General features: G+C 37.1%; 14 protein-coding genes and 1 riboswitch. Of the genes, 3 read left to right on the forward strand and 11 right to left on the reverse strand.

What is annotated here, in order from left to right:
* Positions 1-134: 134 nt before the first annotated feature.
* Together budA and guaA are read right to left on the reverse strand one after the other, a co-directional pair.
* Positions 135-845, reverse strand: coding sequence for an acetolactate decarboxylase (gene budA / locus LACWKB8_RS07060; RefSeq protein WP_038523889.1), 711 nt, complete (start codon positions 843-845; stop codon positions 135-137).
* A 120-nt stretch (positions 846-965) separates the two neighbouring features.
* The gene (gene guaA / locus LACWKB8_RS07065) at positions 966-2,516 is read right to left on the reverse strand and encodes a glutamine-hydrolyzing GMP synthase (protein ID WP_038523892.1); all 1,551 of its coding nucleotides are present in this window, start codon (positions 2,514-2,516) and stop codon (positions 966-968) included.
* Between the two features lie 192 nt (positions 2,517-2,708).
* A riboswitch (purine riboswitch) is annotated at positions 2,709-2,806 on the forward strand.
* An 81-nt stretch (positions 2,807-2,887) separates the two neighbouring features.
* Here guaA and LACWKB8_RS07070 point away from each other — a divergent pair.
* Positions 2,888-3,466: a xanthine phosphoribosyltransferase gene (locus LACWKB8_RS07070; protein WP_038523895.1), complete on the forward strand. Its 579-nt coding sequence runs from the start codon at positions 2,888-2,890 to the stop codon at positions 3,464-3,466.
* Positions 3,466-4,779 (forward strand): nucleobase:cation symporter-2 family protein, encoded by a 1,314-nt coding sequence (locus LACWKB8_RS07075; RefSeq protein WP_052059674.1) that lies wholly within the window; start codon positions 3,466-3,468, stop codon positions 4,777-4,779. Before LACWKB8_RS07070 ends, LACWKB8_RS07075 begins: the two co-directional genes overlap by 1 nt.
* 72 nt (positions 4,780-4,851) lie before the next feature.
* On the opposite strand, the gene LACWKB8_RS07080 is transcribed toward LACWKB8_RS07075, so the two are convergent.
* Positions 4,852-5,736 carry a phosphotransferase gene (locus tag LACWKB8_RS07080; protein ID WP_052059675.1) on the reverse strand — a complete coding sequence of 295 codons (885 nt, stop codon included), beginning with the start codon at positions 5,734-5,736 and terminating at the stop codon, positions 4,852-4,854.
* Positions 5,737-5,798: 62 nt separating this feature from the next.
* Positions 5,799-6,143 (reverse strand): hypothetical protein, encoded by a 345-nt coding sequence (locus LACWKB8_RS07085; protein WP_038523898.1) that lies wholly within the window; start codon positions 6,141-6,143, stop codon positions 5,799-5,801.
* A gap of 294 nt (positions 6,144-6,437) precedes the next feature.
* Here LACWKB8_RS07085 and LACWKB8_RS07090 point away from each other — a divergent pair, with 294 nt between their 5' ends.
* Positions 6,438-7,853, forward strand: coding sequence for a C69 family dipeptidase (locus LACWKB8_RS07090; protein WP_038523900.1), 1,416 nt, complete (start codon positions 6,438-6,440; stop codon positions 7,851-7,853).
* Positions 7,854-8,018: 165 nt separating this feature from the next.
* On the opposite strand, the gene tkt is transcribed toward LACWKB8_RS07090, so the two are convergent.
* From tkt to LACWKB8_RS07125, 7 genes are all read right to left on the reverse strand, one after another.
* Positions 8,019-10,004 (reverse strand): transketolase, encoded by a 1,986-nt coding sequence (gene tkt / locus LACWKB8_RS07095; protein ID WP_038523902.1) that lies wholly within the window; start codon positions 10,002-10,004, stop codon positions 8,019-8,021.
* 27 nt (positions 10,005-10,031) lie between these two features.
* Positions 10,032-11,399, reverse strand: a complete 1,368-nt coding sequence (locus LACWKB8_RS07100; RefSeq protein ID WP_038523904.1) for a PTS ascorbate transporter subunit IIC — start codon at positions 11,397-11,399, stop codon at positions 10,032-10,034.
* The gene (locus tag LACWKB8_RS07105) at positions 11,399-11,704 is read right to left on the reverse strand and encodes a PTS sugar transporter subunit IIB (protein WP_038523907.1); all 306 of its coding nucleotides are present in this window, start codon (positions 11,702-11,704) and stop codon (positions 11,399-11,401) included. The genes LACWKB8_RS07100 and LACWKB8_RS07105 overlap by 1 nt, the downstream gene beginning before the upstream one ends.
* Positions 11,701-13,740, reverse strand: coding sequence for a BglG family transcription antiterminator (locus LACWKB8_RS07110; protein WP_038523910.1), 2,040 nt, complete (start codon positions 13,738-13,740; stop codon positions 11,701-11,703). Before LACWKB8_RS07110 ends, LACWKB8_RS07105 begins: the two co-directional genes overlap by 4 nt.
* Positions 13,741-13,961: 221 nt before the next feature.
* Complete coding sequence (gene scrK, locus LACWKB8_RS07115) at positions 13,962-14,834, reverse strand: fructokinase ScrK (RefSeq protein WP_038523912.1); 873 nt, start codon at positions 14,832-14,834, stop codon at positions 13,962-13,964.
* Positions 14,835-15,032: 198 nt separating this feature from the next.
* Positions 15,033-15,668, reverse strand: coding sequence for a hypothetical protein (locus LACWKB8_RS07120; RefSeq protein ID WP_038523915.1), 636 nt, complete (start codon positions 15,666-15,668; stop codon positions 15,033-15,035).
* A gap of 145 nt (positions 15,669-15,813) precedes the next feature.
* The gene (locus LACWKB8_RS07125) at positions 15,814-17,085 is read right to left on the reverse strand and encodes a UDP-N-acetylglucosamine 1-carboxyvinyltransferase (RefSeq protein WP_038523918.1); all 1,272 of its coding nucleotides are present in this window, start codon (positions 17,083-17,085) and stop codon (positions 15,814-15,816) included.
* Between the last annotated feature and the right edge of the window lie 67 nt (positions 17,086-17,152).

A 17,152-nucleotide genomic window follows, 5' to 3' on the forward strand; every position in this document is an offset into this window, starting at 1 on the left:
TTTAGCTAATTATTTAATATACGTTACTATATTAGTATGTTACTTTAATTAAATTATTTCAATATCTCAACTAAAAAAGTACACAATAAGCTCTCGTTAGTATGTACGATAACAAATATATAACTTCAATAAATTTATTCCGACTTCGAAATAACCCTATCCAACTTGCTGGTGTCACTTAAATTGGCATTTAAAAATTCCTGATTATCAATTGGTAAATGCAATTTAAAGTTTTCTATTGGTTGGATACTGACTGCTACATCACTCATCGTAGCTGCCAAAACATGACCGCCAAAGCTTAAGTCATCTGCCAAAAAATGATTGTGAAATCCTGATACCCCAACACCTTGAAAAACAGGCGGCGTGTAATAAGTAATCATTGTGCCTGAAATATTTTCAGCTTCAAATTCTACTTGATTTTCCGCAATTTTCCCTAGAGACGGATATGGCTTATGAGATTTTTTAGAAGACCTTGTACGAATTTTTCGAAAAACACCTTTAGTCAATATTGCGAAAAATTGATTTTGAGCGTTATTTTTTGTTAAAACATCTTTTAGCATTTCTGTTAATTCGACATTTTGGTATTCTTTGAATTCGTGATAATCCGCAAAACTAACGTCAGCATAAGTCACTTTAAAGTCATCTGGCAATTTCACAGCTGGACCACTAACATCTATTTTGTAACCGACGCCGTCCAATATCACTAATTCACCATCAACGCCATCACCAGTTCCAATGCCAATATTGCCGTGTTTTAGCAATTCTGATAGCGGTAAAGTGCCTTCCAATAAGCTTTCAACTAGCATTTGCATAGTGCCATGTTGAAATAATGTATTTTTCGTCATATTTGCTGCTCCATTAATTCATATACTTATAATAAAAAACAATCTTAACTTAATATTATACTCATAGTTTAGCTTAATACTAATGAGCTGTAATCTAATAAGTTGAGATTGCTTTTTTTGTTATTCCCACTCAATCGTTGATGGTGGCTTGCTGGTGACATCATAGACTACACGGTTAATGTTGGGCACCTCGTCGACAATGCGCGTTGAAATTTTTTGCAAAACATCCCATGGCAAGTGGGCAAAATCAGCGGTCATCCCATCAATTGAAGTAACGGCGCGAATACCAATGGTATAGTCGTAAGTGCGACCGTCACCCATCACGCCCACGGATTTGATACCGGGTAAAACGGTGAAGTATTGCCATACTTTTTCCTGTAAACCGGCTTTTTTAATTTCATCCCGCAAAATTGCATCACTGTCACGCACCAGTTTGAGTTTATCCTCAGTTACTTCGCCAATAACGCGAATGCCAAGACCAGGTCCTGGGAAAGGCTGACGCCAAACCAAATCATGCGGAATGCCTAATTTTTCACCCAGTTCACGCACTTCATCCTTAAATAACTTGCGCAAAGGTTCAATTAATTTAAAATGCAGATCTTTAGGTAACCCACCAACGTTATGGTGCGACTTGATTGTCTGGGCAGTATTTGTGCCACTCTCAATCACATCGGTGTACAGGGTGCCTTGGGCCAAAAAGTCTACATCCTTAATTTTCTTTGCTTCGTCCGCAAACACCTCAATAAACTCTTTGCCAATGATTTTCCGCTTTTGCTCGGGATTGGTGACACCTTTGAGTTTATTTAAAAAGCGCTCTTGGGCGTTAACTCGAATAATGTTAACGCCTAAATCACGGTTCAAGGCAGCCATTACTTCATCGCCTTCATTTTTGCGCAACATGCCGTGATCCACAAAAATAGCTGTCAGCTGATTGCCAATTGCTTTGTGTAAAAGAGTCGCGGTGACGCTGGAATCTACCCCACCAGATAGACCCAGAATTATTTTCTTATCCCCCACAGTTTTTCTAATTTCAGCAATTTGCAAGTCAATAAAATCGGTCATTGACCAGTCAGCTTTAGCGCCGCAGACTTTAAAGGCAAAATTACGCAAAATATCAAGACCATACTGCGTATTGCGCACTTCCGCATGGAACTGAATACCATACATTTTAGCTTGATCGTTAGCAATAGCGGCAATCGGGCAATTTTTACTTGAAGCGACCGTTTCAAAGCCAGCAGGCGCACCAGTGACCAAATCACCGTGACTCATCCAGACGTATTCATCTTTGGACAAACCGGCAAATAAAACGGAGTTAGTATCTTCAACTTCGATGTCGGCACGACCATATTCAGAATTATCAGCTTTTTCAACCTTGCCGTTTAGATAGGAAGTCATCAGTTGCATCCCGTAACAAATGCCTAAGATAGGAATGCCCAACTTAAAAATTTCAGGGTCAACTTTCAAGGCATTTTGGTCATAAATACTGTTAGGACCCCCGGAAAAAATAATACCCTTAGGGTTAATCTGCCTAATTTTAGTCATACTAATATCATGGGGCAACAATTCAGAATAAATACCAAAATCCCGCAACCGCCGCGTTATTAGTTGATTATATTGACTGCCAAAATCGAGCACAATAATTTCATCAAAGTCACTAATATTCTTTTTCACCGACACCAATACTCCTTCACTATTCATATTTAATACTACATCAACTTTACTAAGAAATACGGTCATGGTCAATAATTTTTTACAGAAAAACATACATTTTACGAACTATTTTGTAGCAGACAGCGCTAATAATTCGTTAATATCTCAAAAAAAATAATCTTGCACATACTTTGTGACTCTGTTACAATGCTTGCAACAGGAAAATAAAAAATCTATATATTGCCGTAATAAGGTCGGTAGTTTCTACTCAGAACCGTAAATTCTGAACTATGGATAATTTAGCATTTAACGCAGCCGTTTACTGCCTTTAAGGGCTTTTTTTACCATAGTTTTGGTAGAAAAAGCCTTTTTTTGTTATGAAGGAGGAAAAAGTGAAATTATTGGAAGACCGTATTCGCAGTGACGGAGACGTTCTACCCGGTAACGTTTTAAAAATCAACTCGTTTTTGAACCATCAGGTAGATCCCGAACTAATGAAGAAAGTCGGAGAGGAATTTAGTCATTTATTTAAGGATAATGGCATCACCAAGGTATTGACCTGCGAAGCCTCGGGAATTGCTCCGGGAGTGATGACAGCTTATGAATTACATGTACCACTGGTCTTTGCCCACAAGAAAAAGCCGGCTACGCTTAATGACGCAGTTTATTGGGCTGATGTTTATTCTTACACTAAAAAAGTTACTAACCAGATTTGCGTTGAACAAAAATTTTTACATAAGGGTGATCGGCTACTGATAATTGATGATTTTCTGGCTAATGGAGAAGCAGTTAAAGGCATGATTAACATTGCTAACCAAGCTGAAGCCGAAGTCGCCGGTGTCGGAATTGTAGTCGCAAAAACTTTTCAGGGTGGCAGCGAATGGCTTAAAAATCATGGCTATCGCCTTGAAGCACTTGCCGAAATCGATAGTTTAGCCAATAATCAAGTACATTTTGTGGGAGAGAAATAATGGCGGAAAAAGAAGTTAGCCAACAAAAAGCAGCAGTTTTAGGTTTACAGCACTTACTAGCAATGTATTCTGGCGCAGTCGCCGTACCACTTCTAATCGGTAATGCACTGAAATTCTCGGCTGCCCAAATGACCTATCTTGTTTCAATTGACATTTTCATGTGTGGTCTAGCTACACTGCTGCAATTATTACGCAACAAGTACTTTGGGATTGGTTTCCCAGTTATTTTAGGTTGCGCTATTCAAGCCGTTGCTCCACTGCAAATGATCGGGCAAAAGTTTTCAATCAATGATATGTATGGCGCTATCATTGTTGCCGGCATTTTCGTGGTTCTAATCTCAGGTGTTTTTGCCAAAATTAAAAAATTCTTTCCACCTGTTGTCACCGGCACATTAATCACTACTATTGGCTTAACTTTAGTTCCCGTGGCAATCCAAAACATGGGTGGTGGTAATTCAGCTGCTAAAAATTTTGGCAGTGGTCAGAACCTCTTTTTAGCCTTTTGCACCATGTTCATTATCTTGGCTTTAGAAATTTGGACCAAAGGCTTTATCAGGTCAATTTCAGTTTTAATCGGCTTAGTTGCTGGAACTGCTATTGCAGCTTGCATGGGACTTGTTTCCTTCACTCCTGTCATGGAAGCATCTTGGTTCCACTTGCCGCAACTCTTTTACTTTGGCGTACCAAAATTTGAATGGTCTTCCAGCCTGACAATGATCATCATTGCTCTAGTCTCAATGGTTGAGTCAACCGGAGTATTCTTTGCAATTGGTGACCTCTTACACCATGACGTCACTGAAGAAGATTTGAAAAAAGGTTACCGTGCAGAAGGTATCGCCCAAATTTTTGGCGGTTTATTCAATGCTTTTCCTTATACCACTTTTTCGCAGAACGTTGGACTTTTACAACTATCAGGCATAAAAACCAAGCGTCCGATTTACTGGGCCGGTGGTTTACTCATGGCTATGGGCTTATTACCTAAAATTGGCGCAATGGTAACAATCATTCCTACCCCAGTCTTAGGTGGAGCCATGCTTGTCATGTTTACCATGATTGCTGTTCAGGGCATTAAGACTTTAGCTAAAGTTGACCTTACTGACAACAACAATGTCTTAATTATTGCGATCTCAGTTGGTCTGGGACTAGGCGTTACTATTTATCCGCAATTTTTTAAAAACCTGCCAGCAACCGTTCAACTGTTTTTAAGCAACGGCATCGTGATTACCAGTTTGTCAGCAACAATTCTGAATTTCTTACTTAAAGGAGGTGATAGGAAGACAAAACAAGAAACACAACCTGCAAATATCATGTAAATAAGATTGTTTTTACCCTTGAGACAATTTTATTTGCGCCAAAAAAGTATCTTCTTATAAGAAGATACTTTTTTAATTGGTAAATATTAAAGCGTGCATGTTAGCTTTATCGTTTTTATGACTGCCAACACCTAAAAATGAAAAACAGGTTGCCAGCATTTGCTCACCAATTTCCTTAAAAGGTTCGTCCACAATTTTTTCAGTATATTTCATAATACCAATTGCAGTTATAAAAATGAGAAAAGCTTGCGTCAAAGTTGTAACTGCAACTTCTTCGCCACATTCCTGATAACCGCTGATAAAGGAAGTAATTAATCCTTGATTTAACCTAAAATCTTGGTAAAAGAGTTTTATGAAGTCCTGATAATTTACCCCCATGCGAGCTCGTTCAAAATCAATTAAACTCAAATGGCCTCCAACAATTTTATAATTACGCAAGCCAACATCCCCGTGTAAAACTGTAGTTGCATGAGCTGTTAGGTCTTCTGCAATATCCGCTTTTCGCGCTGTAAATAAAGCTAACACTTGCAGCAATCTGCATTTAATTTCTTCATTCTGTAAACTATTGCTGTCAAATTTTGCTTTCTCAAACAGCTGATTATTAAGATATATTCCAGAAAATGGTTTGACGTTTTGGTGAAAACGAGCTAACTGTATTCCCATCTTAAATGCTAAATCAGAGGTAATTTGTCCTTTAACATCAGTTGGCGCCAAATCTTTCATGACCAAAACAAATTGTTGCGTTTGTTTGACAGCAAAGGAGTCTAATACACGAGTATTTAGTTGCTCGTTCACAGCTTTTTCAGTTAAAAATTTTCCTCTTTGTGCAAAGACTTTGACAAATATTTTTTGCTTAAACTTTGCACTATCACCAACAAAGGTGCTGTTTTGTGACTCGTGTGTGATCTTTGTTAAGTCAGCCTGCAGTTTTTCTTGTAAAAATTTTTCTATAATCATTAGCCTAATTCTTTCATTTCACTAATTTGGGCAATGCCAAAACAATATAGTATAAAAGTAGTTTAGCGATTTTCTTGCCAATCAAGGTAGCAGTATGAATACGCAAAAGCCCATTCCTTCAAAATAATTATTCCACTAATAACTAAAATACTCAGTAAGGAGAGTGAAATATGAATAACTACGCATTGTAAGGGCAACTTTTCAATAAATAGCAAAATATAAAGCAAAGCAGGAAAGCAGAATAAAGTTACTCTACCACTAATATAGTATGCTCGCAGCATTAAATTCCATTCACGTTCATCATTAAGCGACATACCGACTGGATACCTATCACTTTTCCGATCTGATGTGCGCTTGTGGTTTAAACCTAGCCTTTCTACTTGCACTCTTTCTAAAACTGAACACATCAATTCCAATAGGTTAATGGTCAATCTAAAAAAGAAAGGAAAATTTGGGGAAATCGCAAATAAAGCCGTCAAAGTAAACACAACTGTAATTAAAAACGCACTATAACCCTAAAATTAGGACAATTTTAGTAAAACTTCTTTTACATTTTATGTCAATCATAAATTAGAATTTAATTAGAAGCAATAATTTACAAGAGTAATAAATAATTTAGGTTTAAGTTTACTCATTTTTTTGCAAACAACCTGCTTTTTTTAATACAATATAGGTTAAGTAATTTTGAAAGGACAGATTAAATGAAAAAAGCAGAATGTACGACTATTCTTGTCGGCAAAGCCGCATCAATTGACGGCTCAGCAATGATTGCCAGAAGCGAAGACGGCGGTCGTGAAATAATTCCTGAAGGGTTTGAACTTATTACCCCTGAAAAACAACCCAAGCATTATGAAAGTGTCATTAGTCACCAAAAGATTGATGATGAAGATTTAGCAGAAAAGCCTTTACGTTATACCAGTGCACCTGATGTTTCTGGGGAAAGCGGCATCTGGGCTGCAGCCGGAATTAACTCAGAAAACGTGGCAATGACTGCTACTGAAACTATTACCACTAACGCACGTATTCAAGGGATCGATCCACTGGTTACTGAGGGTGGACTTGGTGAAGAAGACTTTGTTACTTTAACTTTGCCTTATATCCATAGTGCTCTTGACGGCGTTAAGCGCATTGGCTATTTACTGGAAAAATACGGTACTTACGAAATGAACGGTATGGCTTTTGCCGACCACGATGAAGTTTGGTACCTGGAAACTATTGGTGGTCACCACTGGATTGCACGCCGTATTCCTGATGACGCCTACGTTGTTGCTCCTAACCGTTTAAACATTGATGAATTCCACTTTGGTAAAGATGGTTTCTTAGCTGACGATACCTTAGAAGATTTAATAGCTGAATATCACCTCAACCCTGACCGTGAAGGTTACAATATGCGTCACATCTTTGGTAGTTCAACTATCAAAGATGCCCATTACAATAATCCGCGCGCTTGGTTTGTTCACAATTACTTTAATCCAGAATTTGGTGGCAAGCCGGGCGACCAAGATCAACCGTTTATTTGTCATGCTAACCGCAAGATCAGTATTGAAGACATTTGTTTTATCGAAAGTTCCCACTATCAAGATACGCCATTTGATCCTTATGGCGATCAAGGTACACCAGAACAAAAGAAGACATTCCGTCCAATTGCTCTTAACCGGAACTTTGAAACTCATATTCTGCAAGTTAGAAATGACGTTCCTGAAGAAATTGCAGGTGTGCAATGGCTTTGCTTTGGTCCAAACACCTTTAATAGTTTTGTCCCATTCTACACCAACGTTAATGACACACCCGCAAGCTTCCAAACTGGACCTAAATTTGATTTGAACAAGATTTTCTGGTTAAACAAATTAACAGCGCAACTTGGTGATACTAACTTTAGAGTTTATGGTGAACTCGAAAATGACTTTGAGCAAAAATCTTTAGCGCAATGCCACTTTATTCAACACGAAACTGATAAAAAAGCAGCCGGTCTTTCGGGTAAAGAAGCTGAAGACCTGTTAACTGCAGCTAACCAAAAGATGGCTGACCAAGTTTACAAGAACACTATTGAACTGTTGAGTAATATGGTCAATGAAGGCCACAACCTAGCAACACTTAAGTTCGATTTATTAGATTAAACTCTTAGTGCCATGTAAATAGATAACTTAAAAGCCGCTGACATTAAGTGATGTCAACGGCTTTTTATTTTTGACAATTCTGACAAAAAAGTGCTGGGATTTCGCCCAACACTTTTTTATTATTCACTTAAATCATATTTAAACAAAGCATTACAGCTTACTGTGCTACTTACAAATATCTAGGTATGTTTTGACAATATTATCAACCGTGAAACCAGATTTCTTTATCAGTTCATCACCATCACCACTTTCACCAAAGTGATTAATGCCGATAGCTGTTCCGTCTAAACCTACAAATTGTCCCCAGTCATAAGTAGATGCCATTTCAATTGATACACGGTGCTTAATTGATTTAGGTAGAACTTTTTCTTGGTATTCTGGATCCTGTTTCAAGAATAGTTCAAAACTTGGCATTGATACCACACGGACATTTTTGCCACTTTGTGCCAATTCTTTTTGCGCTGCTAAAGCTAAGCTTACTTCAGAACCGGTAGCCAGTAAAATTCCTTCCGGTTCACCATTTTCTGCTTCTGCTAAGATATAACCGCCTTTTGAAACGCCGGCCTTAACACTGTCTTGATAATTCAAGAGAGTTGGTAAATTCTGACGACCCAATACAAATGCTACTGGGTGGTCTTTTTGATTAATCGCGTATTGCCAAGAATAAATTGTTTCCAAGTAATCAGCCGGACGAAATACTATTAAGTTAGGGATTGCCCTTATTCCTGCTAATTGTTCAATCGGTTGATGGGTAGGACCATCGGGTCCTAAAGAAATGGAATCGTGACCAAAAATGAAGATTGACGGTATTTGCATTAAGGCAGACATTCTGATCGCATTTTTCATATAGTCTGAAAAGATAAAGAATGTGTTAGCAAATACTCTGGAACCACCGTATAAAGTAATGCCGTTAATTGCCGCACCTTCAGCAAACTCGCGAATACCAAAGTACAAGTTATTTTTATCGTATGAATTTGGCTGAAAACCTTCATCACCATCAAAGTAGGTTTTGTCAGAACTACCTAAATCTGCAGAACCACCCCAAAGATTTAATTCTGACTTGCCAGTTTGCTGTATAACTTGATGAATAGAATCTCTTGTTGAAAGAGCATCTGGTATTTCTAATTTATTTTCGTCAAAATCAAGTTTGACATTATTGTTAATATTCTTAATTAGTTGGCCGCCAAGTTCAGGATTATCTTCAATGTAGTCTTGCAAAAGTTCTGACCATTGCTGGTGAGCTTTTTGTCCTTCTGCTTTAACACTCTCAAAAGCGGCATAAGCTTCTTGAGGAACCTCAAATGGACCATATTCATAGCCCAAGTGCTTCTTAGTGGTAGCAACTTGTTCTGCATCCAAAACCGCTCCGTGAGCTAAATGGCTATCTGCAAGTGGAGACCCATAGCCTAAAACAGTGTTTACTTCAATTAAGGTCGGTCTTTTCTTTTCATCTTGAGCAACTTTAATTGCCGCATCAATATCATTTAGATTATTGCCATCAGCAACTTTAAGGTAATTCCAGCCATAAGCTTCAAATCTTTGTGCAACATTATCATCGCATTCTTGCGCCATGCTGGCATCCATAGTATTGCGGTTTGAATCATATAACACAATTAAATTATTCAGTTGCAGGTGTCCAGCTAAACTGGCAGATTCATGGCTGATACCTTCCATTAAGTCCCCGTCACCAACAATCACATACACCTTATTATCAATTATTTGGTAATTAGGCTTGTTGTATAGCGAACTGAGGTGTTTTTCTGCCATAGCCACACCGACTGCCATACCGAAACCTTGTCCTAATGGCCCAGTAGCAACATCAATTCCCGGAGTAGTAATTTCTGGGTGACCAGGAGTTTTACTACCTAAAGTTCTAAATTTTTTCAAATCAGCGATTGAAATATCAAAACCAAGTAAATGTAAAGTAGCATATAACATTGCTGACCCGTGACCTCCTGATAGCACAAAACGGTCACGATTGAACCAATGTGGATCAGTCACGTCAAACTTCATATTTTGATAAATAGTATAAATTAACGGAGCAGCACTTAAAGTAATACCACTATGTCCTGAGTTGGCTTTGTGAATTTCATCGATACTTAGGGCCCTAATAGCATTAACTGCTAAGTTATCTTTTTCCGTATATTTCATTTTTGACTCCTTAATTTTTATAAATTTTTATTTGGCTGATTTAACTGCGTTCTTTTGCTTTTTATCTAAAATAATTGATACGATAAAGAAAATTACCAAAGCAGCTACCAATGCAGCAATGATTAATGAACGACCACCAAGTAAACCACTATAGCCTACATAGGAGCCGACAATACCAAAGTCAGCGTCTGCATAACTAGCTGTACCTAAGCCCAAGTGGCCTAACACTGGGATTAAAATAATTGGTACAAAAGAAATTAATAATCCGTGAATAAAAGAACCAATGATACAACCACGACGACCACCAACTGTATTACCAATAACGCCGGCAGCACCACCACACATGAAGTGAGCCACAACGCCGGGAATAACGATGGTCATGTGGCATAAAACCATTAGTAATGTGGCAACCAAGCCGCCTACAAAACTAGAAAAGAAACCGATAATTACGGCATTAGGTGCGAAAGTAAACAGGATCGGGATATCCAAACCGGCTTTAGCATTAGGAACTAATTTAGTTGAAATACCCTTAAAGGCAGGAATTAATTCGTTTAAGATCATTCTTACTCCGGCTAACATAATGTAAACACCGGCAGAAAATGAACCAGATTCAATTAAGGCATAAATTATGTAGTTGATTCCACCGCTTAATTTTTCAACATAAACGGGACCTGCAAACAACGCAATAATCAGATATGCCACTGCCATCGTGATTGTAACGGCAATCGTGTTATCTCTTAAAAATGATACTTTCTTAGAAACGTGCAAGTCTTCTGTTGATTTGGATGGATCACCTACAACCTTTGCGACTAAACCGGCAATTAAATACCCAAAATCACCCGTATGCGCAATCGCAATTTCATCACTCTTAGTCACCTTTTTAACAAAGGGCTGAATTAAGGCCGGCATAATCGTGTCAAACAGACCTAAAAAAGTACCACCAACTATAATTGAAGGTATTTCTGTAAAGCCTGCTACTGCAAGCAGTACCGCCAACATACATGACATGTTGATCATGACATGCCCTGAAAGATAAATATATTTAAAGTGCGATACTCTGGCTAAAATGACATTGACTATCATCGCAATTAGCAAAATCATCGCAGTAGCACTGCCGTATTTTGTTAATGCGGTGGCAGTAAAAGCTTCATTGTTAGGGACAACGCCTTGAACGTGGAAAGCCTGCATAAACATTTTGCCAAACGGTGTTAAGGCATCTGTAATTACTCCCGAACCACCAGTTAAGACTAAAAAGCCGACAAAAGTTTTCAAACCACCTGAAATTACTTCTGTTGAATCTTTTTTCTGCAGAAGTAAACCTAAAACTGCTACCAGTCCAACTAAAATTGAGGGAGTTCTAGCAATACTTAAGAAGAAGTTTAAAATTTCATTCATTAGTTATCACCTTCACTTTTTTGATCAGTACTATTCAAATAAGCTTGAATTTTTTCCTTTAATTCTTCTTTATCAATGATGCTGTTTAACTCTGTCACATTATCTTTACCAACAACATTCGCTACAGCGTCATACATATCGCGTCCTACAAAAAAATGATCAGCCACGCTCGGATTAAGTCCAGAAAGATCAATGTGAGTAGTTTCTACATCCGATCTTCCTATTTCTTTAAGTACATCTTGCATATTCATGTCTACCATGAAAGATGAGCCTACTCCTGTACTACAACATGCTCCTAATTTCATTTTTCGCCTTTCTTAATCAATTCTTCTATTTCACTTGCATTTTTAGCATTCATTATCTTGCTTACATCTTCTTTGTTACCTAAAATTTTGGCCAACTCAGAAAGAGCCCTTAAATGTGAAGTTGAGTCTTGGGCTGCAAGCACAATAATCAATTTAATTTTGTGTTCTTTATCTACCAAATCAATGTCATGATCCAATAACAACAAAGACATTCCTAATTTGTTAACCCCTTGACTTGGTCTTGCGTGCGCCAAGGCAATTTCAGTACCAATATTAATATATGGTCCGTTATCTTTAACGTTGTTAATCATCGCAGTCACATAGGATTTTGTAATGTTACCTGCTGTTAATAATGGTTGGGAACATAATTCGATTGCCTGTTCCCAATTTAGGGTTTTGTCATGACTAAATTTAATTTTGTCTTCTGTTAATACTTCACTTAGCAATGGTCCAGTCCTTTTTTTCTTTTTCTCATGTTTCTTTTTATCTACCAATATCTGCTTAATTCCTTTTTCCAAAGCCTTGCCATGAATAACGTTCGTATTGTCATAAATAGTTTCCATGATTGCTTTAAATTCAGTCTGGAGGTTTTCTGAATTAGTAATACCGTTAAGCTGGAAAAAATTGTCAATATTTTCAAAATCTTTACTGGTTAAGACTGAATTGACCTTTAACCACGGCAATTTTGTGTCAGTCAAAGAAATATTAGTAATAATCGCCCTTTCTTCAATTGGTTTATTTGTTAATTCGGAAGGAGCTATTGGCAAACTAAAATTGACATTAGGGTATTGTTCTACCATCTGGGTCATGAGAAACCCGGCAGAGCCATTGCTACCTGAACTCACTAAAAGTACTTTTGGATCATTTTCATTTTTACGTGAAATTTCTGATGCAAAATAAATCGAAACTAAACCAACTTCGTAGTCATTTAAACTGGCACCAATAAATCGTTCAAAAGGGTGAATGCTCATTTTGGTATAAATATATATATCTGGATAATTTTCTTTGATTGAATCAAAGTCATTATTTTGATATTGCTGCCGGTATTTAACACGGAAGAAAGTAGTTGCCAGATGGACAACCAAATCTTGATGCAGTTTACTTTCATCTTTAAAAGCACAATCTGCTAAATTCTTGAAACTATTAATAATGACATAAACAATCTTACTTATTTCTGTGTTAATACTGTCTTTAGGAAGTTTACGTTTTTGACCTCCTAAAAGAACAGAAGTCAAATAATTATTCTCAAACTCACTGTATCTATCTCCTAGGAGAATGGATAAAAACGAGGAAGAAAATTTATATTCAGGTGTTTCCTGCAATTTCGCGCTAATCGGATACTTCTTACCTTTAAGTACAGCATTATTATTAAAAATTCTTTTTAAAATTAGTGCGTAAAAATTAGCGAAAACATAAATGAATTCATCAGAATAAATGATGTTGTTAGAATTTTCAAATGAGCTCAACCATTGACTGATTAATACCTTTAATTCTTTTATTTCCCGCGTTTCATAAATACCTGCTAATTCATGATCAGAATAAAGCCATGAAAAAAGGAACTGCCTAATTTTTATTTCTTGTCCCTGCAGAAAATGTCCCCGATAGTTCGAAACTATCGTTATTTCAAAACTTTTCATTTTCTGTTTAAGACTTTGAATATCTTTTAAAATTGTTTGTTTACTGACACCACATCCCTGCGCAATTTTTTGAACACTAAATCTACTGTCAATCAGTAAATTAATAAAAACTATGTACTGTCGTTCTAAAGAACTATATTTACTTGAACTTTCATTGGCTAAGTACTTCTGTATCTGTTGCTTGCTTTTTTCGCTCAAATAATAGCCTTGACCATAAACATTGCGTGTTCCTTCAATGTCCAATGTCTTTAATTTCTTATTAAGTGAACTTAGATTTTTATAAACACTCCTTTCTGATACTTTAACTTTTTCAGACATGTCACCAACCGTCATGAAATATTTAACTTTTACAAGGAGATCTATAATTTTAAGTTGACTCTGGTTAAACTGTACCTGCATTTGCAATGCCTCCTTGTTATTTTTTATTATGAATAAATCGCTTCCAAGAAAAAAGTTAACAAAGTTCAGTACAAAAACTGAACTAACAAAAAAAGCATGAAGATTTTTATCTTCATGCAATTATTAATTATCTTATTACTTTCTGTTTATGCAAAATCAATTCTAAAATATGCACGTTAAACTGCTAAAGTGCCGTTTTTTAGCGCTTTACGAAAAAATATTTACTCTCTTAACAATCTTTTTGCTAAAGCAAAATCACCGACTGTTGCTGAACCATTATTAATTATTTCAGGCATTGTGATGTATTGTTCTAATGAAGGAACATGGACATAGTCATTTAGCAAGGCCTTAAAATCACGTCGCACTTTTTCTAGGAACTTTTCACTAGTGACTCCCCCACCGAAAACAATTTTGTCTGGACGCAAAATTAACGTGGCTTGCAAAGCAGCTTGCGCCACATAATAACTCATGATATCCCATACTGGATTTGATAACGGAACTTCTTCGCCCGGCTTGTTAAGGCGTGCTTCAAACGTTGGACCTGAAACCAGGCCCTCCAAACAATCCTGATGAAAAGGACAAACACCAGCGAAATTCATATCATCCGGATGACGTTTAACTTTGACATGACCCATTTCAGGATGACCTAAAGAACCCACTAATTTACCATTAATAATTGCTCCGCCACCTACACCGGTACCAATGGTGTAATAAACCAGAGAATCCACGTCTTCATTTGCAAGTTGAGCCATGACGTATTCACCATAAGCAGAGCCGTTAACATCGGTAGTAAAGAAAACCGGAACTTTAATTGTCTTAGTCAATCGCCCTACAAAGTCTGTATTAGCCCAACCTTTTTTCGGAGTATCAGTTATATAACCATAATTAGGTGCTGTTTTTCTGACTTCAATTGGTCCAAAAGATGCAATACCAATTGCATCGACAGCAAATTGCCTAAAATAATCTACAGTTTTTTGCAACGTTTCTGCTGGCGTTGTCGTGGGAAAAGTGGTTTGATCCTTTATTTGATAATTTTCATTACCAATAGCACAAACAAACTTGGTACCGCCAGCTTCGATTGATCCTAATAACATTTATTACTCCTTATTTCGTCTTTACTTCTGTTACTTTTTTATTATAACTCTCAATTTTAGACAAAAAAGAATTTTATTAAATAAATGCCTGCCTAACTTTTTACAACTTAAACACCGATTATTAAATTCTATATTAATGCAAAAAAAACCTGAAGTTGTCACACTTCAAGTTCTTTTTTCATTTAAGAATAGTTATTTCTATTTTTGGATAACAGGATAAAGACCAATGAGAAGCACAGGGATTTCACCCAACGTGCCATATTTAATAAATTCCTTCACTTGTTTAATTGAAGTCAGTGCAATTTTCTTTTCTCGGCCAGTTAGTTTATTTGCCAAAGCTGCAGCTTTACCTAACAATTTTGCAGTTGGCTTTTTATTAGCTTTGGCAGTCATCACACTTAGTTCTGCCTTAATTAGAGGCTGTAGTTTCTTATCGTGTACATGTTTGTTATAAATACCGTTTAAATAGACGGTAGTGCCCTTATACTTACCACCTTTTGAAACTAAATCAACAAGCATGCCATTGTGAATTGGTCTGACTTTTTTGACCTTAAAAAGAGTATTATTTTTAACAATCTTTTGCAGTACTTTTGGACTATAGGATTTACCATTAGTTTTAATTAGTGCCCCGTCTTCTGCATCAATTAGTTTAAAAACATAACCTTCACGAGCAAACTTGTTAGTTAACTCCTTATTAGAATAATGGTAAGGAGCAGCCTTAACAATATCTGTTTTTGCAACAACATTATTTGCTGCCAAGGTTGAACCTACCGGTACACTTAAGAATACTGCTGCTATAAAAGTCTTAGGAAGACTGTGTAATTTAAATTTCATTATTGCACCTCGCTATTTAATTAGTAATGACTAAAGTATATTACAATTTAATTACAAAAGAAACAATAATGACATATTTGTTCATAAAACAATAAAAAAGACTAACCGTAACGATTAGTCTCTTGCTAAATATTAAACTAGCTATCTACTCTGCCACATCCTGAATTTTTACATCAGCACCCAGCAAACGCAATTTTTCTTGTACTCGGTCGTAACCCCGTAAGATATTGCCAGCATTATTAATTACCGTTTTGCCCTCTGCCATTAATCCGGCAATCATTAGGCAAGCTCCTGCGCGAATTTCTCCTGCAGAAACTATAGCACCGTGAAGTTTAGCAGTAGGATGAATTAAAATAATGTTGTCTTCAACTTTGATGTCTGCACCCATTTTGCATAATTGCTTGATATGACCAATCCTTTTGGGATATATCTGGTCAATAATCACGCCTTCTCCGCTTTTAGCAGATAGTAAAAGAGGGGTAACCGGCTGCTGTAAATCTGTCGCAAATCCGGGATAAGAACCCGTTCTAATTTGCGTCATCTTCAAGTCACCAGCAGGATAGACAAATAAAGAATCTTCAGTAGCATCTATCACTAGACCCATTTCTTCAACTTTAGCTAAATATGAGTCCAAGTGTTCCTCAATAATGTTATGAATGCGAATACCATTTCCAATACAGCCAGCTAACGAAATATAAGTGCCGGCTTCAATCCGGTCAGGGATAATTGTATGAGGTGTCTTGGCTTCAAGCCGCTTGACGCCCTCAATTCTAATGGAATCTGTTCCAGCACCCCTGATAACAGCTCCCATATTGTTCAAAAAAGTTGCTAAATCAATTATTTCTGGTTCTTTAGCAGCATTGTTGATAATAGTTTGGCCCTGAGCAGTAACGGAAGCCATTATTATATTCATCGTTGCGCCCACGGAAGGCATTTCTAAATGTATTGTGGCTCCATGCAAACCATCTGCTGGAGCCGTAATTTTTATTTGATCATCTTCATTTTTTACACATGCGCCTAAGGCTTCAAATCCCTTAATATGTTGGTCAATGGGGCGGGGACCGATATCATCTCCACCAGGGAAGCCCACAACAGCCTTACCAAAACGACCAAGAAGAGCTCCCATAAAGTAATAGGAAGCACGTAAACTCTTGATTTTACCACTTGGCAATGGGCTCATCTTAATGTGTTCTGGATTGATACGCAATGTCGTATTATTAAAGTCACTGACGACATCCATTTCACTTAGCAGATCCATTAAGTTGTCAACATCTGCAATTCTGGGAACGCCCTCCAAAATTACTGGTGTTCGCGACAAAATTGAAGCTGGAATCAGTGCAACGGTTGAGTTTTTGGCACCACCGATCCAGACATCACCCTGCAGGGGCTTTCCACCATGAATAATCATTTGCTTCATTGGCGAAAAAATCCTTTTCTATTTCGTTTAGTCATAATAATGTTAAAGGAATTTAACAGAAAAAACA

This window comes from Lactobacillus sp. wkB8 (assembly GCF_000761135.1).
Lineage (GTDB): Bacteria > Bacillota > Bacilli > Lactobacillales > Lactobacillaceae > Lactobacillus > Lactobacillus helsingborgensis.